The 18,034-nt window shown below is 61.0% G+C and carries 24 protein-coding genes; 15 read left to right on the forward strand and 9 right to left on the reverse strand.

All coding sequences use genetic code 11. The features are described 5' to 3' along the window. Positions 1-297 precede the first annotated feature (297 nt). On the reverse strand, positions 298-795 hold the full coding sequence (gene moaC, locus HMCN_RS0106410) for a cyclic pyranopterin monophosphate synthase MoaC (protein ID WP_025916603.1): 498 nt from the start codon (positions 793-795) through the stop codon (positions 298-300). Between the two features lie 66 nt (positions 796-861). Here moaC and HMCN_RS0106415 point away from each other — a divergent pair, with 66 nt between their 5' ends. Beyond that, a complete protein-coding gene (locus HMCN_RS0106415; RefSeq protein ID WP_051566812.1) occupies positions 862-2,388 on the forward strand; it encodes a M48 family metalloprotease in 1,527 nt (508 codons plus the stop codon). Between the two features lie 12 nt (positions 2,389-2,400). Here the strand turns inward: HMCN_RS0106415 and HMCN_RS0106420 are convergent, their stop codons facing one another. From HMCN_RS0106420 to HMCN_RS19540, 5 genes are all read right to left on the reverse strand, one after another. Beyond that, on the reverse strand, positions 2,401-3,003 hold the full coding sequence (locus HMCN_RS0106420; protein WP_025916605.1) for a DUF2946 family protein: 603 nt from the start codon (positions 3,001-3,003) through the stop codon (positions 2,401-2,403). Between the two features lie 109 nt (positions 3,004-3,112). Continuing rightward, on the reverse strand, positions 3,113-4,060 hold the full coding sequence (locus HMCN_RS0106425; RefSeq protein ID WP_025916606.1) for a YheT family hydrolase: 948 nt from the start codon (positions 4,058-4,060) through the stop codon (positions 3,113-3,115). Positions 4,061-4,186: 126 nt separating this feature from the next. After that, positions 4,187-4,402: a zinc-finger domain-containing protein gene (locus tag HMCN_RS0106430; protein WP_025916607.1), complete on the reverse strand. Its 216-nt coding sequence runs from the start codon at positions 4,400-4,402 to the stop codon at positions 4,187-4,189. Positions 4,403-4,475: 73 nt separating this feature from the next. Further along, positions 4,476-5,396 (reverse strand): branched-chain amino acid transaminase, encoded by a 921-nt coding sequence (locus HMCN_RS0106435; RefSeq protein ID WP_025916608.1) that lies wholly within the window; start codon positions 5,394-5,396, stop codon positions 4,476-4,478. Between the two features lie 37 nt (positions 5,397-5,433). Further along, positions 5,434-5,667 (reverse strand): hypothetical protein, encoded by a 234-nt coding sequence (locus HMCN_RS19540; RefSeq protein WP_162174119.1) that lies wholly within the window; start codon positions 5,665-5,667, stop codon positions 5,434-5,436. On the opposite strand from HMCN_RS19540, the gene HMCN_RS0106440 reads away from it, so the two are divergent. From HMCN_RS0106440 to HMCN_RS18240, 9 genes are all read left to right on the forward strand, one after another. Next, the gene (locus HMCN_RS0106440) at positions 5,666-6,316 is read left to right on the forward strand and encodes an AzlC family ABC transporter permease (protein WP_369792138.1); all 651 of its coding nucleotides are present in this window, start codon (positions 5,666-5,668) and stop codon (positions 6,314-6,316) included. The genes HMCN_RS19540 and HMCN_RS0106440 overlap by 2 nt on opposite strands. Continuing rightward, on the forward strand, positions 6,313-6,636 hold the full coding sequence (locus HMCN_RS0106445) for an AzlD domain-containing protein (RefSeq protein ID WP_025916610.1): 324 nt from the start codon (positions 6,313-6,315) through the stop codon (positions 6,634-6,636). Before HMCN_RS0106440 ends, HMCN_RS0106445 begins: the two co-directional genes overlap by 4 nt. A gap of 105 nt (positions 6,637-6,741) precedes the next feature. After that, positions 6,742-7,932 (forward strand): phosphoglycerate kinase, encoded by a 1,191-nt coding sequence (locus tag HMCN_RS0106450; protein ID WP_025916611.1) that lies wholly within the window; start codon positions 6,742-6,744, stop codon positions 7,930-7,932. A gap of 289 nt (positions 7,933-8,221) precedes the next feature. Then, positions 8,222-9,655, forward strand: a complete 1,434-nt coding sequence (gene pyk / locus HMCN_RS0106455) for a pyruvate kinase (RefSeq protein WP_025916612.1) — start codon at positions 8,222-8,224, stop codon at positions 9,653-9,655. A 26-nt stretch (positions 9,656-9,681) separates the two neighbouring features. Next, positions 9,682-10,746: a class II fructose-bisphosphate aldolase gene (gene fba, locus HMCN_RS0106460; protein WP_025916613.1), complete on the forward strand. Its 1,065-nt coding sequence runs from the start codon at positions 9,682-9,684 to the stop codon at positions 10,744-10,746. Between the two features lie 74 nt (positions 10,747-10,820). Continuing rightward, entirely contained in the window at positions 10,821-11,318 is a 498-nt protein-coding gene (gene purE, locus HMCN_RS0106465) for a 5-(carboxyamino)imidazole ribonucleotide mutase (RefSeq protein WP_025916614.1), read from the forward strand. 10 nt (positions 11,319-11,328) lie between these two features. Next, positions 11,329-12,210 (forward strand): phosphoribosylaminoimidazolesuccinocarboxamide synthase, encoded by an 882-nt coding sequence (locus HMCN_RS0106470; protein ID WP_025916615.1) that lies wholly within the window; start codon positions 11,329-11,331, stop codon positions 12,208-12,210. A gap of 136 nt (positions 12,211-12,346) precedes the next feature. Further along, positions 12,347-13,357, forward strand: coding sequence for an L-threonylcarbamoyladenylate synthase (locus HMCN_RS0106475; RefSeq protein WP_035626112.1), 1,011 nt, complete (start codon positions 12,347-12,349; stop codon positions 13,355-13,357). Between the two features lie 242 nt (positions 13,358-13,599). Next, positions 13,600-13,896: a hypothetical protein gene (locus HMCN_RS18240; RefSeq protein WP_025916617.1), complete on the forward strand. Its 297-nt coding sequence runs from the start codon at positions 13,600-13,602 to the stop codon at positions 13,894-13,896. Positions 13,897-13,999: 103 nt separating this feature from the next. Here the strand turns inward: HMCN_RS18240 and HMCN_RS0106485 are convergent, their stop codons facing one another. Beyond that, positions 14,000-14,254: a SemiSWEET transporter gene (locus tag HMCN_RS0106485; RefSeq protein ID WP_025916618.1), complete on the reverse strand. Its 255-nt coding sequence runs from the start codon at positions 14,252-14,254 to the stop codon at positions 14,000-14,002. Between the two features lie 34 nt (positions 14,255-14,288). Between HMCN_RS0106485 and HMCN_RS19760 the strand changes: the two genes are divergently transcribed. From HMCN_RS19760 to HMCN_RS0106500, 3 genes are read left to right on the forward strand one after another with little or no spacing between them, the layout of a single operon-like run. Next, positions 14,289-14,489 (forward strand): hypothetical protein, encoded by a 201-nt coding sequence (locus HMCN_RS19760; RefSeq protein WP_025916619.1) that lies wholly within the window; start codon positions 14,289-14,291, stop codon positions 14,487-14,489. 6 nt (positions 14,490-14,495) lie between these two features. Continuing rightward, positions 14,496-14,879, forward strand: a complete 384-nt coding sequence (locus tag HMCN_RS19765; protein WP_255342425.1) for an OmpW family protein — start codon at positions 14,496-14,498, stop codon at positions 14,877-14,879. A 4-nt stretch (positions 14,880-14,883) separates the two neighbouring features. Beyond that, the gene (locus HMCN_RS0106500) at positions 14,884-15,087 is read left to right on the forward strand and encodes a hypothetical protein (RefSeq protein ID WP_155837441.1); all 204 of its coding nucleotides are present in this window, start codon (positions 14,884-14,886) and stop codon (positions 15,085-15,087) included. Between the two features lie 89 nt (positions 15,088-15,176). Here HMCN_RS0106500 and HMCN_RS0106505 read toward each other — a convergent pair whose 3' ends face one another. After that, entirely contained in the window at positions 15,177-15,692 is a 516-nt protein-coding gene (locus HMCN_RS0106505) for a flavin reductase family protein (RefSeq protein WP_025916622.1), read from the reverse strand. A gap of 134 nt (positions 15,693-15,826) precedes the next feature. Between HMCN_RS0106505 and msrA the strand changes: the two genes are divergently transcribed. Beyond that, positions 15,827-16,357 carry a peptide-methionine (S)-S-oxide reductase MsrA gene (msrA, locus tag HMCN_RS0106510; protein ID WP_025916623.1) on the forward strand — a complete coding sequence of 177 codons (531 nt, stop codon included), beginning with the start codon at positions 15,827-15,829 and terminating at the stop codon, positions 16,355-16,357. A 43-nt stretch (positions 16,358-16,400) separates the two neighbouring features. Then, entirely contained in the window at positions 16,401-16,805 is a 405-nt protein-coding gene (locus HMCN_RS0106515; protein WP_025916624.1) for an HIT family protein, read from the forward strand. Positions 16,806-16,822: 17 nt separating this feature from the next. On the opposite strand, the gene HMCN_RS0106520 is transcribed toward HMCN_RS0106515, so the two are convergent. Then, on the reverse strand, positions 16,823-18,019 hold the full coding sequence (locus HMCN_RS0106520; RefSeq protein ID WP_025916625.1) for a cyclopropane-fatty-acyl-phospholipid synthase family protein: 1,197 nt from the start codon (positions 18,017-18,019) through the stop codon (positions 16,823-16,825). Positions 18,020-18,034: the final 15 nt, after the last annotated feature.

Here is an 18,034-nt window from a genome sequence, read left to right on the forward strand (position 1 = left end):
TAAGGGTAGGTAGTTAGTTTAGTTCGACTACGTCCGAACTTAAGTTTGGTTAAGGGTAAAAAGGTTAAAAAGTTTAAAAGTTTTAAGTTTTGGTAGGACGTAACCTTAACCTACCGTAACGGTACGGACCGGACCGGTCCGTACCCGGACCCGGGCCGACCAACCAAAACCCAAAACCCCACCCTAGTCGTCGGGTGGGTTGTTTTTTTTGTCCGTGCCGTTTGCAAACATCGGCTTGAGGCAGCGATGGCCTGGTGTGCCGATGGCGGAAGACGCTGCGCTTTTCCGCCCTACTGACTACCCCGCGACCCAATCCCCGGACTTGCCGCCGTGCTTTTCCAGCACCCGCACATCGGTCATCACCATGCCGCGATCGACCGCCTTGCACATGTCATAGATAGTCAACAGGCCGACCTGGACTGCGGTCAGCGCTTCCATTTCGACCCCGGTCTTGCCGCAGGTTTCAACTTGCGCGCGGCAGTGGACGCTGGCGGCTGCGGCGTCGATGCTGAATTCGACCGCGACGCGGGTCAGCGCCAGCGGGTGGCACAGCGGGATCAGGTCGCTGGTGCGCTTGGCGGCCATGATGGCGGCGATGCGGGCGATGCCGAGCACGTCGCCTTTCTTGGCATTGCCGCCCTGGATGATGGCCAGCGTGGCCGGCTGCATGCGGATGGTGCCGGCGGCGACGGCGATGCGGTGGGTTGCATCCTTGGCGCCGACATCGACCATGTGGGCCTGGCCGGCGGCATCGAAATGGGTCAGGCCGGCGGGGGTGTCTGGTATGCGGTTCATGGGCGTGGAACGATTGTTGGGAGCGGGTATCATAGCATCGTGAAAACAAAACACCATGGCCCGAAAATGAAGCTGCTGCCACGCTTATTGACGCTGGCGCTGATCGCCGCCACCTGCGCCGCGCCCCTTGCGCCGCTGCCGCTTGCCGCGCAAGGCTTGCCGACGCTGGGCGATGCCGATAGCGATGCGCTGTCGCCGCTGATGGAGCGCAAGCTGGGCGAGGAAATCATGCGCGATATCCGGCGCGATCCCGATTACCTGGACGATGCGCCGGTGCTGGAGTATCTGAATGCGTTCGGCTCCAGCCTGGTGGCGGCGCGGCCGGAAGTGCGCGGCGAGGCCGGTTTTGACTTTTCCTTTTTCGCGGTGCGCGATGCCACGCTGAATGCGTTTGCCTTGCCGGGCGGCTTTGTCGCGGTGCATTCCGGCCTGGTGCTGGCGGCGCAGAGCGAGTCGGAGCTGGCGTCGGTGATGGCGCACGAGATCGGCCATGTGGCGCAGCGTCATATCGCCCGCATGCTGGGGCAGCAAAAACAGGATGCGCTGATCCCGCTGGCGGCGATTCTGCTGGGCGTGCTGGCTGCGCGCAGCCACAACGCGGGCGATGCGCCGATGGCGCTGGCGGTGGGCGGCCAGGGCTTGGCGATCCAGCGCCAGTTGAGTTTTAGCCGGAATGCCGAGCGCGAGGCGGATCGGATCGGTTTGCAGATCTTGCAGGCGACCAACTTCGATACCAGCGGCATGGTGGCCTTTTTCGGCCGCATGCAAAAGGCTACACACGGGTATTCCGATGCGGTGCCGGCGTTCTTGCTGACCCATCCGCTGACTACCGAGCGCATCGCCGATATCGAGGCGCGCATCCGCGACCAGCCGCACGTGCCGCGCCCCGACAGCCTGGCTTTTCATTTGATCAAGGCGCGCCTGCGGGTGCTGCAGGACGGCAGCGCGCAGGGCTTGCGCGAGGCCGGCGAATGGTTCGATAAGCAGTTGCAGCAAAAGGCGCGGATGCAAACCGCCGCCGCCAGATACGGCCTGGCCTTGATTGCGCTGAAACAGGGCGCACCGGCCAGGGCGAAAGCATTGCTGGCCGAGGCGCGGGTGGCGTCGCTGGCGCCGCAGGACGCGATCATGGCCAGTCTGGAAACCGACATCGCGCTGGCGTCCAAGGCGTCGCCGGAAATGGCGCAACCGGCGCAGCAGGCAGTCAAGCTGGCCGCTGCGGCGCGCGCGCAATTCCCGCTGTCGCGCGGGATTGCGCGCCAGTATGCGCAGGCGCTGATCGCGGCGGCGCGCTTCGATGATGCGGTGGCTTACCTGCGCGACCAGGCGCAACTGTATCGCAGCGAGCCGCAGTTGCAGCAAGTGCTGGCCGAGGCTTATGCGGCGCAGGGCAGGCAGGCGCTGCAGCATATCGCGCTGGCCGAATCGTATGCGCTGAACGGCAGCCTGCCGGACGCACTGCAGCAACTGACGATTGCGCGCCGGGCGCCGGATGCGTCGTTCTACGACCAGGCCGTGATCGACGCCCGCGAGCGCGAACTGCAGGCGCGCTGGCGCGATGTGTTGAAGGAGCAGGGCAAGAAGCCGCAGTAGTACAAATGCAAGCTAAGCCGCCTGCGGCGCGCTGACGAAGCCGAAGTGCTGCGCCAGCGCAGCCTGGGCAATGCGCTGCACCGGCAACTGCCGGCCATCGTGCAGCAGATGCAACGGCCGCGCTGTTGCACCGGTTTGGTTGTCGATCCAGTCCAGCAACGCGCTGTCGCTGACAATGCTATCGTCGATGCGCAATCGTTCGATGCACTGGGCCAGATCGCGGTCGTCGAGCGCGGCGATCTTGCCTTGGCTGCGCAGGATCAGGCATCCGCTGTCGGTCAGCCAGACCGCATCGATGCCGGCCAGCGGCTCGTCGGTCTGGGTGACGAAACCGCGCTGCGGATCGCTGCGCACGATGTAGGGCGTCAGTTCCAGGTTGACGTATACCCGTTGCGGCCCGTTCTGGAAGAACCAGCGGCCGCGCTCGTCGGCCAGGTAGTTGCGGCGGATGAAGCCGAGCAGGGCCGGATGCGCGATGCGCTCGCCAGGCAAGTCCTGCTGCTGCGCGCGCTCGTCGCGCATGCGCCAGGCGCCGCGCGCATCCAGCGCCAGCCAGCCGTAGCAATGCGGTACGTCCGGCCATTTGGCGATGGCCTGCTTGACGATTTCGTCCATTTCTATATCCAATTTATTGGAGTATGTTGAAAAATATGCTGTTCCCGCATTTATTTATTGTGGTAGCACTTTATACGGTAGCAAGTATATATCTGCCTGACGAAGCTGGTCAGGCCGTCCCATCAAGAAAACCCAGCATCCGTTGCGGCAGCCAGTCGATGTTGCCGGGCAGCGCGCCGGCGGCAAAGCCGATGTGGCCGCCCTGTTCCGGATATTCCAGCACCACCGCTGCCGCCGCCTGCTGCGGCAGGTGCTGCGCCGGCAGGAAGGGGTCGTTGCGGGCGTTGAGTACCAGCGTCGGCAGCGTGATGTCGCCCAGCACATGCCTGGCGCTGGCGCGATCCCAGTAATCGTCGGTGTCGCGGTAGCCGTGCAAGGGCGCTGTAACGATATTGTCGAAGTCGTACAGATTGTTTGCCCGCAGCATTTTTTCGCGGTCGAACAGACCGGGGAACTGCTCCAGCTTTTGCAGGCATTTCGGCTTCATGGTCTTGAGGAACATGCGCGTGTAGATGCGGTTGATGCCGTGCGACAGCGCTGCGCCGCCCTGCGCCAAGTCGAGCGGCGCCGATACCGCGCAGGCGGCGTCGATGATTTCGGCCTGATGCTGCGATTCGCCCAGCCAGCGCAGCAGCACGTTGCCGCCCAGCGATGCGCCGGCGGCGTAGAAACGGCTGGCTTGCTGCTTTTCTGCGTGCAGGCGGCGGATGATCCAGTCCAGTTCGGCGGTGTCGCCTGAATGATAGAAGCGCGGCGTCCGGTTCGGCTCGCCCGAGCAGCCGCGGAAATGCGGCACCGCACCCGACCAGCCGCGCGCCGCGACCTGCGCCATCAGCGCACGCGCGTAGTGGCTGTCGGATGAACTTTCCAGTCCGTGAAACAGCACCACGAACGGCTGGCCGGGCGATCCATCGACGAAATCGATATCGATGAAGTCGCCGTCCGGCGCATCCCAGCGCTGGCGGCGGTAGGCCACCGGCGGCTTGGCGATGCAAGTCGCGGGGTAGATGGTTTGCAGGTGGCCGTTCGGCAACCATGACGGCGCGGAGTATTTCATGCAGATTATTCTGTACCCGATTGCCGCGTGATTGTCTGCGCAAGCGCAATAATTTTAATAATCTAACAAGCTTTTCCGGGAAATGCGCCACGCTAACCGATCCAGGCTATTTCCTTGAAACGGGTTTTAATGTCCCTTGATCACGGCGCCCGGCTTGAGCCGGTACACGGTGCCGCAATACGGGCAGGTTGCGCTGCCGCCGTGCGACAGGTCGAGGAAGATGCGCGGGTGGGACGACCAGAGCGGCATCGCTACGTTGGGGCAATGCGCGGGCAAATCGTTGCCGTCGAGTTCCACGATGGCGCCGACCTTGGCTGGATTTGTTGCTTTCGTTGCTTGCATGTGATTCTCCGTTGCCGGGCGGCACCGGCCGCCCGAAATTGATTCTGAAATTGATTCAGAAGGATTAACTGAATTACACCAGCGTCAGCCAGTGCTGATATTGCGGTGCGCGTCCGGCGACCACTTCAAAGAACAGCGCTTGCAGTTTTTCGGTGATCGGCCCACGCTGGCCGGCGCCGATCTGGCGGTTGTCGAGCTCGCGGATCGGCGTGACTTCGGCGGCGGTGCCGGTGAAGAAGGCTTCGTCGCAACAATACATCTCGTCGCGGGTGATGCGTTTTTCGATCACTTCAATGCCAAGGTCGCGCGCCATGACGACCACCGAATCGCGCGTGATGCCGTCCAGGCAGGATGCCAGGTCGGGAGTGTAAAGCTTGCCGTTCTTGACGATGAAGACGTTTTCGCCCGAGCCTTCGGAGACGTAGCCTTCGGTGTCCAGCAGCAGCGCTTCGTCGTAGCCGTCGGTCAGCGCCTCCTGGTTGGCCAGGATCGAGTTGATGTAATAGCCGGAAGCCTTGGCGCGCACCATCGAGACATTCACGTGGTGGCGGGTGAAGGACGAAGTCTTGACGCGGATGCCCTTGGCGATGCCTTCCTCGCCCAGATACGCGCCCCACGGCCAGGCGGCGATGGCGGTGTGGATGGTGTTGCCGCGGGCCGAGATGCCGAGCTTTTCGGAGCCGATCCAGATCAGCGGGCGCAGATAGCAGGATTCGAGCTGATTCTCGCGCACCACCTGTTTTTGCGCGTCCATCAGGGTTGCCAGATCGTACGGGACCTTCATCTGGAAAATCTTGGCCGAGTTCAGCAGGCGCTGGGTATGTTCCTTCAGCCGGAAAATCGCCGTGCCCTGCTGCGTGTTGTAGGCGCGCACGCCTTCGAATACGGCCATGCCGTAGTGCAGCGAGTGGGTCAGCACGTGGATCTTGGCAGCGCGCCAGTCGATCAGTGTGCCGTCTTGCCAAATCTTGCCGTCGCGGTCGTCCATGGACATGGCGCAATCTCCCAAAATGTCAAAGCAATCAAAGTTATTAACCGGAATAAACCACGATTTTAACGGATTCGGGCAGCCCGGAAGCGGTATCGGTAGAATGGCCGGTTGATATATTTGCAGCCAACGCACCCATAATCGCATCCGGACCGGTATGCAGTGCCAACAAGGTGAAATAAAGCAGTATGGAAAACACAGGCGCCAATGGCGCGCATGCGCTGCCGCCGGAACAGGCCGCATTCCGTGAGGGTTTCAGGACTTCTTTGGCCAGCATGCCGGGCATCTTGGCCTGGGGGCTGGTGTCCGGCATGGCGATGATCAAGGCCGGCCTGACGCTGTGGCAGGCGCTCGGCATGACGTTTCTGGTGTTTGCCGGTTCGGCGCAGCTGGCGGCGCTGCCGTTGATGATGGCCAATGCGCCGGTGATCGTGATATTCGCCACCGCGATGGTGGTGAACTTGCGTTTCGTGATTTTCGGCGCCGCTCTCGGCCCGCATTTTTCGCATTTGCCGTGGTATCAACGTCTCTGGTACGGTTATTTCAATGGCGATATTGCGGCGGGATTGTTCCCGCTGCGGTTTCCTGCGGAAACGTTGTACCGGCCAGCCGGCAAAGCGGGTTTTTACATGGGCATCGGCTACAGCAACTGGCTGGCATGGCAGGTCGGTGCGGTAGCCGGAATTTTTCTGGCGGGCCGGATTCCCGAGTCCTGGAACATCGGTTTTGCCGGTACTCTGGCCTTGCTGGCGATCATGATTCCATTGATTATCAACGCGGCGGCACTGGGCGGCGTGGTAATTTCCGGTATCGTCGCGGTAATTGCGGCCAACTTGCCCTATCGGCTTGGATTGCTGCTGGCGATGGTGCTCGGCATGGCGGCCGCGATGCTGATCGATGCCTGGCTCGAAAAGAAAAAAACATGAGCGACTTTGACACCTGGGTCACCATCATCCTGCTGACCGTTGCCACCATTTTGACGCGCAGTTCATTCTTTTTGCTTGGCAATGCGATCAAGTTCCCACCCGCAGTCCAGCATGCGCTGCGCTACGCGCCGGCGGCCGCGCTGGCTGCGATCGTGGTGCCGGACTTGCTGCTGTCGGGCGGCGCCGTTACCGTTTCGCTGGTCAATCCGAAGCTGCTGGCCGGTATCGGCGCCGCGGTATTTTTTGTGGCGACCGGGCGCCTGCTGGGAACGATCGTGGTCGGCATGGGGCTATTTACCCTGGTTCGTTTTCTGCTCTGAAATTTGCCGTCAATCGTGCCAGCGTCTCCGTTGGTATAAAACGGTTTTGGATCGCGTTCGCTGCGGTAAAATAACGGCTTTTCCTTCGACCGCATCAGGACAGACATGCAATTCAATCGATTGAGCGACCTTATCGCCGCCAATGCGCTGGCAGGCAAGCGCGTATTTATCCGCGCAGATATGAACGTGCCGCAGGACGATGCAGGCAAGATCACAGAAGATACCCGCATTCGCGCGTCGGTACCGGCGATTCGGCAGGTGCTCGATGCCGGTGCGGCGGTGATGGTCACGTCGCACCTCGGCCGCCCGACCGAGGGCGAATTCAAGCCGGCGGATTCGCTGGCGCCGGTCGCGCAGCGCCTGTCGGAACTGCTCGGGCGGCCGGTGCCGCTGCTGCAGAACTGGCTGGATGGGGTGGCGGTGGCGCCGGGCCAGGTGGTGCTGCTGGAAAATTGCCGCGTAAACAAGGGCGAGAAAAAAAATAGCGACGCGCTGGCGCAAAAAATGGCCAAGTTGTGCGATATCTACGTCAACGACGCGTTCGGCACCGCCCATCGGGCCGAGGCGAGCACCCACGGCATCGCCAAGTTCGCGCCGATTGCCTGCGCCGGCCCCTTGCTGGCGGCTGAATTGGATGCGCTGGGCCAGGCGCTGCACCAGCCGGCGCGGCCGATGGTGGCGATCGTGGCCGGCTCCAAGGTGTCGAGCAAGCTGACCATCCTGAAGGCGCTGGCCGACAAGGTCGATAACCTGATCGTCGGCGGCGGCATTGCCAACACCTTCATGCTGGCTGCTGGACTAAAGATCGGCAAATCGCTGGTCGAGGCGGATTTGCTGGAAGAAGCGCGCGCCATCATGGCGATGATGGCGCAACGCGGCGCATCGGTGCCGATCCCGGTCGATGTGGTGTGCGCGAAAGAGTTTTCCGCCACCGCAGCAGCGACCGTCAAGGATGTGGCTGACGTGGCCGCCGACGACATGATCCTGGATATCGGGCCGAAAACCGCCGCCATGCTGGCGCAACAACTGGCCGGCGCCGGCACCATCGTCTGGAACGGGCCGGTCGGCGTGTTCGAGTTCGACCAGTTCGGCAGCGGCACCCGCACGCTGGCCATGGCGATCGCCGGCTCGAAGGCGTTTTCGATCGCCGGCGGCGGCGACACCCTGGCGGCGATTGCCAAGTACGGCATCACCGACAGGATCGGCTACATCTCGACCGGCGGCGGCGCGTTCCTGGAGTTTCTGGAAGGCAAGACGCTGCCGGCGGTGGAAATTCTGATGCAGCGCAAAACCTGACCGCTGCCGCGTGCAGGTTTTGGCGCATGTCTGGCAATAGCCTGAGTATATTTTCACTCCGCAATAAAACTGTGCGGTAAATAGCATGAAAATCATCATACCCCTTGTTTTTGTGTAATTGATAGGCGGCCCGCTTAGGGGCCCGTTGCAAATTCAGATTCCGCCATTCCGGCCTTCGCGGGGATGGCGGGTTTTTAAATTTGGACGGGTGCAATCCGCGCAGTTTTGCCGAGCGAAAAACGCGGGCGTCACCCGCTCTACTGACGAATATCAACCAAGGAAAGCCCCTATGTTTCGAGCAACCAAAATCGTCGCCACCATTGGCCCGGCATCGAGCGAACTGGAAATTCTGGTGCGTATGATCGAGGCCGGAGTGGATGTGGTGCGCTTGAATTTTTCGCATGGCAAGGCGCAGGATCACATCGAGCGGGCCAACCTGGTGCGCCAGGCTGCCGCCCAATGCGGGCGCGAAGTTGCCATCATGGCCGATCTGCAGGGGCCGAAGATCCGGGTCGGCAAGTTCGAGCACGGCAAGATCCATCTCGCCAACGGCGATGCATTCATTCTCGATGCCGACTGCGAGCTGGGCAATCAGGAGCGGGTCGGGCTCGATTACAAGGCGCTGCCGCGCGACCTGAAGCCGGCCGATGTGCTGCTGCTCAACGACGGCCTGATCGTGCTGGTGGTGGAGCGGATTATCGGCAGTGAAATCCATACCACGGTGAAAATCGGCGGCGAGCTGTCCAACAACAAGGGCATCAACCGCCAGGGCGGCGGCCTGTCGGCGCCGGCGCTGACTGCCAAGGACATGGAAGACATCAAGACCGCGATGCGTTTCCAGGCCGATTACGTCGCGGTGTCGTTCCCGAAGAACGCGACCGACATGGAAATGTCGCGCCAACTGGCCAACATCGCCGGCGAGCCCTACGGCCACAAGCCGATGATGATCGCCAAGATCGAGCGCGCCGAGGCGATTCCGGCATTGCAGTCGATTCTCGATGCGTCCGACGGCATCATGGTGGCGCGCGGCGATCTGGCGGTGGAAGTCGGCAACGCCGCGGTGCCGGGGCTGCAAAAGCGCATGATCAAGATGGCGCGCGCTTCAAATAAGATCGCCATTACCGCCACCCAGATGATGGAATCGATGATCGTCAACGCGGTGCCGACCCGGGCCGAAGTGTCCGACGTGGCCAATGCGGTGCTGGACGGCACCGACGCGGTGATGACGTCGGCCGAGACCGCGTCCGGCAAATATCCGCTCGAGACCGTGGAGGCGATGGCGGCAATCTGCCTGGAGGCGGAAAAGTCCGATATTTACAAGCTCGATGCCGATTTCCTGAATGTGCAATTTTCCCGGATCGACCAGTCGATCGCCTACGGCGCGCTGTTCACCGCCCATCATTTGGGTGCAAAGGCGATCGCCACCCTGACCGAATCCGGCTCGACCGCGCTCTGGATGAGCCGCTACAACATCAACATGCCGATCATGGCGCTGACCCCGAGCATCGGCACCCAGCGCAAGCTTGCGTTATATCGCAATGTGCGTGCACTGAGTCTGGCAAAATCGGACGTTACCAAGACGGCGCTGCGAGCGGCGGAAGACTTGCTGGTGGCCAGCGGCATCGTGCAGAAGAACGATACCGTGGTCGTTACCTGGGGCGAACCGATGGGGCAGGTCGGCGGCACCAATGCACTGAAGATCGTCAAGGCCGGCGAATATTAATTTTTGTTCTTTTTGGGAGTATTACCATGTCACTCGTATCCATGCGTCAATTGCTGGACCATGCGGCTGAAAACGGCTACGGCTTGCCGGCCTTTAACGTCAACAACCTGGAGCAGGTCACCGCGATCATGATGGCCGCCGATGCAGTCGGCTCGCCGGTGATCATGCAGGCTTCCGCCGGCGCGCGCAAATACGCGGGCGAAGCGTTCCTGCGCCACCTGATTTCGGCGGCGGTCGAAGCCTATCCGCACATTCCGGTGGTAATGCACCAGGATCACGGCCAGAGCCCGGCGGTCTGCATGGCGGCCATCAAGTCCGGCTTCACCTCGGTGATGATGGACGGCTCGCTGCTGGAAGACGGCAAGAACGTCGCCAGCTACGAATACAACCTCGACGTGTCGCGCGAAGTGGTCAAGTTCTCGCACGCGATCGGCGTCACGGTCGAAGCCGAGCTGGGCGTGCTGGGCTCGCTTGAAACCATGATGGGCGACAAGGAAGACGGCCACGGCGCCGACGGCAAGATGACCCGCGAGCAATTGCTGACCGACGTTGCGCAAGCCGCCGACTTCGTTGCCCGCACCCAGTGCGATGCGCTGGCGATCGCGATCGGCACCTCGCACGGCGCCTACAAGTTCTCGCGCAAGCCGACCGGCGACATCCTGGCGATCGACCGCATCAAGGAAATCCACGCCCGCATCCCGAACACCCATCTGGTGATGCACGGTTCCAGCTCGGTGCCGCAGGAACTGCTGGCCGAGATTCGCCAGTTCGGCGGCGACATGAAGGAAACCTACGGCGTGCCGGTCGAGGAAATCCAGGAAGGCATCAAGCACGGCGTGCGCAAGATCAACATCGACACCGACATCCGGCTGGCGATGACCGGCGCGATCCGCCGCTACCTGTTCGAGAACCCGTCCAAGTTCGATCCGCGCGACTACCTGAAGCCGGCCCGCGAAGCCGCGATGGAAGTCTGCAAGGCGCGTTTCCTGGCGTTCGGTTGCGAAGGCCGCGCTGCCGCCATCAAGCCGATCCCGCTGGAAAAAATGGCCGAACGCTACAAGAAAGGCGAACTTGCCCAAATCGTGAAATAATTCGGCATTGAAGCGGAGGGCACCGAAAATTCCGGTGCCCTTCTTTATTGCTGACGTGAATTAGGTGAATGAAAATGGCTGAAAAAACACTGGTTGGTATTGTCATGGGCTCCACTTCCGATTGGGACGTGATGAAGGAAGCGGCGCAAGTCTGCAAGGATTTCGGCATCAGCTTTGAAGCGCGCGCACTGTCCGCGCACCGTACCCCGACCGAAGTGGAAGAATGGGTCGCCGACATGGAAGCGCGCGGCTGCCAGGCCTTCATCGCCGGCGCCGGCGGCGCCGCCCATCTGGCCGGCGTGGTCGCATCGAAAACCATCCTGCCGATGTTTGCGGTGCCGATCCCGTCCAAATATCTGAAAGGCCTGGATTCGCTGCTGGCTACCGTGCAGATGCCCAAGGGCATCCCGGTGCCAACCCTGGCCATCGGCGAAGCAGGCGCCGGCAACGCCGGTCTGGCGGTGGTGGCGATGCTGGCGCTGCACGATGCCGGCCTGAAGGCCAAGCTGGTCGCCTTCCGCGCCGCGCAGGCGGAAAAAGTACGCAATGCCAAATTGCCTGAATTGAACTGAATAAGGAAGAATCATGTCCGGCCTATTGGAAACAAACATCAAATCCCTGCCTTTCCTGCATCGCGGCAAAGTGCGCGACATTTACGCGGTCGGCGACGACAAGCTGCTGGTGATCCAGACTGATCGCCTGTCGGCGTTCGACGTCATCCTGGACGACCCGATCCCGAACAAGGGCCGCGTCCTGACCGCGATGTCGGATTTCTGGTTCAAGAAGTTCGGCCATCTGATGCCGAACCACGAAACCGGCATCGACCCGGTCACTGTGGTGACGCCGGAAGAGCGCGCGCAGGTCGAGGGCCGCGCGATCGTGGTCAAGAAATTCAAGCCGCTGGCGATCGAAGCGATCGTGCGCGGCTACATCATCGGTTCCGGCTGGAAGGATTACCAGAAGACCGGCGCGATCTGCGGCATCGCCTTGCCGGCCGGCCTGAAGGAAGCGCAGAAGCTGCCGGAGACGATTTTCACGCCGTCGACCAAGGCGCCGATGGGCGCCCACGACGAGAACATCTCGTATGCCGAAGCCGAGAAAATCGTCGGCGCCGACATCGCCCGCCAGGTGCGCGACGCCGCCATTAACCTGTACACCCAGGCGGCCGAATACGCGGCCACCAAGGGCATCATCATCGCCGACACCAAGTTCGAGTTCGGCCTCGACGAGCACGGCACCGTGCATCTGATCGATGAAATCCTGACTCCGGATTCGTCGCGCTTCTGGCCTGCAGCCAGCTATCAGGTCGGCATGTCGCCGCCGTCGTTCGACAAGCAGTTCGTGCGCGACTGGCTGGAAACCCAGCCGTGGGACAAGAAGGCGCCGGCGCCGCGCCTGCCGGCCGAAGTGGCCGAGAAAACCGGGCAGAAATACGCGGAAGCCTTGCGCTTGCTGACCGCCTGAGCGCTTCTTGAATCAAGATGCGGATGGAGTATAGTTAATTTAACTGCTTTTTTCGCATGTATATCGAGGGCATCAAAAAATACCGTGTTGGGTATATTTTGATGCCCTGAATTTTTTGACACTGAATAATGCACCGATGAGCGCTTTTTCCACCGATATCCGCCAGGCTGTTGCGATCCTTGAGGCCGGCGGCCTGGTCGCCTTTCCGACCGAGACTGTCTACGGGCTGGGCGCCGACGCGGAAAACCCGGCGGCGGTCGCCAGCATCTATGCGGCCAAGGGCCGGCCGTCAGACCATCCGGTGATCGTGCACGTGGCGCCGGAGGCCGATATCGGCTATTGGGCCGCATCGATACCGGCCGAAGCGCAGGCGCTGATGCAGGCGTTCTGGCCCGGTCCGCTGACCCTGATCCTGAAGCGCGCGCCGCAGATTCCCGCTGCGGTGTCGGGCGGGCAGGATTCGATCGGCCTGCGCTGCCCGTCGCATCCGGTAGCGCTTGCGCTGCTGCGGGCGTTCAAGGGCGGCAAGGGCGGTCTGGCGGCGCCGTCGGCCAACAAGTTCGGCCGCGTCAGCCCGACCACCGCGCAGCATGTGCAGGATGAATTTGGCGACGAACCGCTGTTACAAGCGATACTGGAAGGCGGTCAGAGCGCAGTCGGCATCGAGTCGACCATCCTGGACTTGTCGCGCCTGGCCACGCACGGCCCGGTGCTGCTGCGCCCCGGCCACATCAGCGCGGCCCAGATTGCCGATGTCATCGGCGTCATGCCCAGCCTGCCGGACGCCGCCGCGCCGCGCGCATCCGGCACGCTGGCGGCCCATTACGCACCCCGCACGGCGGTGGCGCTGGTGGCGCCCGCCCAGCTGACCGCCACAGTGCAACGGCTGCATCAGGCTGGGCGGCGCATTGCCTTGATACGCTACGGCATGGCGCCGAGCGCGCTGGCAACCGACCAGTCGGAGCTGCCCGATACGCCGGATGGCTATGCCTACGGCCTGTACGCGGCCTTGCGCGCGATGGATGCGGCCGGCGCCGACCTGATCCTGATCGAATCCCCGCCTCTGGGCCACGCATGGCAAGGCGTCAACGACCGGTTGCGTCGCGCCGCCCACGACTCGGCCGGCATCCTGGAGCGCATGCTCTAAAACCTGCGGTACCTTTGGCCCGTTCAGGGCTTGGCGGCGGTGGGCGTTTATTGTTTCCAGAGGTTTCGGGAGCAGGCGTCCACCCATGTCTGCGGTTCGGTAGCGCTCAGCTTCGAATTCTGACGCAATGTAATGCATCCTGTCGCGCAGGTGAACATTGCATTCAGGCTTTGTTCATCTTCCTCTTGCAAAACTGTCGGTACGGTTCTCGTGAACCGCTTCAGACTGAAAGAGGAGACATCATGACTTCGACATTTTTCCTGACCCTCATAGCCTCGGCTGCAGTCATCGCGAGCGCAGCTGCGGTGGCTGGGCCCGATCAAGCCCAAGCTGGCGACGGCCATCGGGCGAGCCCGATGCTGCAGGTGGTGCCCAACAGCAGCCGGCCGCAAGACGCGGCGTACGGTTGGCAGTATTTTTCGGATTCGCGCGCTGTGCATGCGGTTGTCATCAGCCCGTCGGGTGAATATTTTCTCAGCCTGGGCGACGGACTGCGACAGATCACCGGGCCTGCCGGCCAGGTATTGACGGTTCAGTGAGCGCACAGCTGGTGCTGCAGGCTGCCTTGATCACGGCGTCCGCTACGCATGGCCATTGTTTTAGGGTCGATCGATATCACATGGCCTGCCCATCGGCGCTGGTTCAGCCGTGGCGGATTTTCATCAGCAGGATGAACAGGGCCAGCAGCAGGGTGATGCTGTTGGCTGCAATCATCGGCCAGGAACCGAGCAGCACGCCGTACGCCAGCCATAGCATTACCCCTACTGTGAATATGCTGTACATGCCGAGCGACACGCCATCGGCGCGCCGGGTTCGCCATGTCAGCCACGCTTGCGGGACGAAGGCGGCAGTGGTCAGGATGGCGGCAGCGTAGCCGATCAGTTCCGAATATGGCATTGGACGTTATTACATCGAAGGTTCAGGAGGCAGCATGAAAAAACAATTGCAAGGCGCGATTATAGTACTGGCATTCGCCGCAGCGGCGACAGCCAGCGGCACGGCACTGGCCCAAAGCGCCGGCGTCTGGTTGCTCAAGGCCGGCGTCAATCAGATCACGCCGAAAGTCAAAAGCGGCGACATGAGCGCACCGGCCTTGCCCGGAACCAAAGCCGATGTGCGCAGCGACACCTAGGCCATCATCGCCGCCAGTTACATGTTTACAGATAATCTCTCGGCGGAATTCCATCTCGGCATCCCGTACACTCACGAACTCGAAGGCGCCGGCTCCATCCAGGGCGCGGGCAAGCTGGGTACGGTTGAATCACTGCCGCCGACCCTGTTCGTGCAATGGCGCTTTCTGGAGCCGAAAGCCTTGTTTCGCCCCTACGTCGGCCTCGGTTTGACCTATGCCTGCTGGAAGCCGGCCCCGAAGACCGCAGCGCGTTCATTCATACGCCGATCGGCATCGCAGCATTGCTGCAGACCAGAACACTGGTACTTCAATACCGAGCCGGAACCGGAACTCAACGGCCGCCGCCCGCGGTGCCCGCGTGCTGTTCGGCGGCGCGGTGCGGGTGGATGATTGCATGGTGCAGTACGCGCATGGCGGCCTGCCATTTGGCGGCGCCAACCATTCCTGCATCGGCAGTGCGCATGACCGCTACGGCTTCAAGGCATTCTCGCACCAGTGCCCGGTGCTTCGCAGCCGGCTGCTGATGGCGTGCATGTTCTTCCCGCCCTACGGCAAGCTGACGCGCCGCATCTTGAATTTCATGTTGTGGCTGCTGTAAATCCGAATGTGAAATATAGGGGGTATATGTTTAAATATATACTTTGTGGCAATTTATGGGTGCGGGTATAAATAATACGATGGCGAGTATTAGTCTTCTGCCGGTTGCGTCGTAACAAACTTGCCGTTATGAAATACCAGCGCAGGCTGAGGATATGCTGCGCACCGTTCGACCTCGCCGACAAAAATCACGTGGTCGCCTTCCGGGTAGCGGCTGCGGTTATGGCATTCGAACCAGGCTGAGACGCCTTTCAGGATCGGATGTCCGGTACGCGACAACTCGTACTCAACGCCTTCGAAGCGGTTTTTGATCGGCCTGGAGAAACGCTCTGCCAGCGGGGCCTGGTCGAGCGCCAGCACATTGATCACGTAATGCGAGTTGCCGGCGAATGCTTCCATGCTGCTGGCACGATTGCCCAGACTCCACAACACCAGCGGCGGTTCGAGCGAAACCGAATTGAACGAGCTGGCGGTCAGGCCCAGCAAGGTGCCGTCGGCCAAGCGCGTGGTGATAATCGTCACGCCGGTGGCAAACTGTGATAATGCATGCCGAAAATGCGGCGTGTCAAATTCACGCGACAGGGCGCGTGCGGAGCGTGTATGCATTGGTGATCCAGAAAGTTTTAAACATTATCCTGGAAACGGCGCAGAAGTGCTTGTCATGCGGGTGAAGGAATGCAAGCGTTCTAGAACCGTTTGCGCTAAAGTCATGCTGTGAGGCATCAAAGAGGAGATTGATTATGGCAATTGAAATCGCAACGCTGGGCGGTGGTTGCTTCTGGTGCCTGGAAGCCGTGTATCAGGAGTTGAGCGGCGTGCAGCAGGTCGAGTCCGGTTATAGCGGCGGCCAGCTGCCGAACCCGACCTATGCGCAAGTATGCGAAGGCAGCACCGGTCACGCCGAAGTGGTGCGGCTGACGTTCGATGACACGATCGTCAGTTATCGCCAAATATTGGAGATATTTTTTATCATCCATGATCCGACCACGCTGAACCGGCAAGGCAACGATTGCGGCAGCCAATATCGTTCGGTCATTTATTATCATTCTGCGCAACAGAAGGATACCGCCCAGCACGTCATCAAGGAGATGGCGAATGTATGGGATGCGCCGATCGTCACCGAACTGTGCCCGGAACAGCCCTATTACAAGGCCGAAGACTGTCACCAGAATTATTTCCGCAAGCATCCGGAGCAGGGTTATTGCGCCTTTGTGGTGGCGCCGAAACTGGAGAAATTCAGGAGTATTTTCGCCGGCAAGAGCAAGGGCTGAGAGTTACGGCCAAGAACAAGGGGTTGCAGTCGATGAGGGCGTCATGACGACCATTTTTGAAAAAATACTGCTGGGCGAAATTCCCAGCGCAAAAGTTTATGAAGATGACTGGGTGTTTGCTTTCATGGATGCCGGTCAGGTCAATCCGGGCCATGTTCTGGTGGCGACGAAAAAACCTTACGAAACCTTGCTGGATGCCGACGAGGAATCCGCCGTGGCGCTGATGCGGGCCGCGCATAAAATCGCCAAGGCGATACAGCGCGCCTTTGCGCCGGAAGGCATCACCCTGCTGCAAACGAACAAACCAGCCGGTTGGCAGACCGTGCCGCATCTGCATATGCATGTAGTGCCGCGTTACCTTGATGATGGCGCAAGCCTGATCTGGCCGCGCAATGAACCGGGCCTCGCGAAGATGCGGGAATACGCGGAAAAGATAAAAGTGGTTTGACGCGGTTATTCGCCAACTTATCTGTAAATGTATTTGCGCGACCACGGGTGTGCGGAGGCATCCCGGCCGGCCTTGCTGCATATCACTTGATACAGGGATATCCAGTCGTGCGTGAAAGCGTGGGCGCAGCCTGCCAGATAGACGCGCCAGATGCGGTAATGGCGGTCGTCGGTCATCATCTTGATCCGATCGGCATGGGTTTCGAAATTGTCGATCCAGATGCTGCAGGTACGGGCGTAATGGCGCCGCAGGTTTTCGATATCGAGCGCTTCCAGCCCGCCTTCCTGCATGGTTTTCAGCACCAGCCCGATATGCGGCAATTCGCCGTGCGGAAACACATATTTATCGATGAACTCGCCGCCGCCATACGCGGTTTCGCCGCTATCGGGGTCGGTTGAAGTAATGCCGTGGTTCATGACCAGCCCGTCTTCTGTCAGCAGGCTGCGGATTTTGGCGAAATAATCCGGCAGGTGATTCAGACCGACATGCTCGAACATGCCGACGCTGGTGATGCGGTCGAAACTGCCGTTGATGTCGCGGTAATCCTGCAGGCGGATTTCAACCCGGTCTGCCAGACCGGCCTGTTCGACCCGTTTTCTGGCAAATTCGTACTGCTTCTCGGACAAAGTGATGCCGACGCAATTGGCGCCAAATTGTTGTGCGGCGCGCAGCACCAGCGCCCCCCAGCCGCAGCCGATATCGAGCAGGGTGTGGCCGGGCTCGAGCCGGATCTTGGTCAGGATGTGATCGATCTTCTTCAGTTGCGCGGTGGCCAGATCTTCCTCGCCATTTTCGAAGTAGGCGCAGGAATACACCAAATTCTCGTCCAGCCAGGCTTGATAAAACGCATTCGAGACATCGTAGTGATAGCGGATCGCCTCGGCATCGCGCTGCTTGTTGTGGCGGATGGTCCTGGCGATGCGGGCAAGCTTGCCGGCGTGCGCTTGGCCGGCCAGTGCGCTGCCGATGCGGATTATCTGCGTTGCGCGGCCTTCGATTTCGATTTTTCCTTCGACATAGGCTTCGCCCAGGCTTGCCAGCGATGGCGTCAACAGGTAGTGCACCGCGGAAGAGTGCGGCACCCGGATGGTGACATCAGGCTGCCCCGAGCCGAAATCGAACTGCTGCCCGTTCCATAACTCCAGCCGCAGCGGCAGCGCGGAGTGTTTGCGGATATCCGCAATCCATTGCGTCAGTTTCTTTTCCCAAAACACGATCACCTCCGTGCA

The sequence above is a fragment of the Herminiimonas sp. CN genome, from assembly GCF_000622895.1.
Lineage (GTDB): Bacteria > Pseudomonadota > Gammaproteobacteria > Burkholderiales > Burkholderiaceae_D > AVCC01.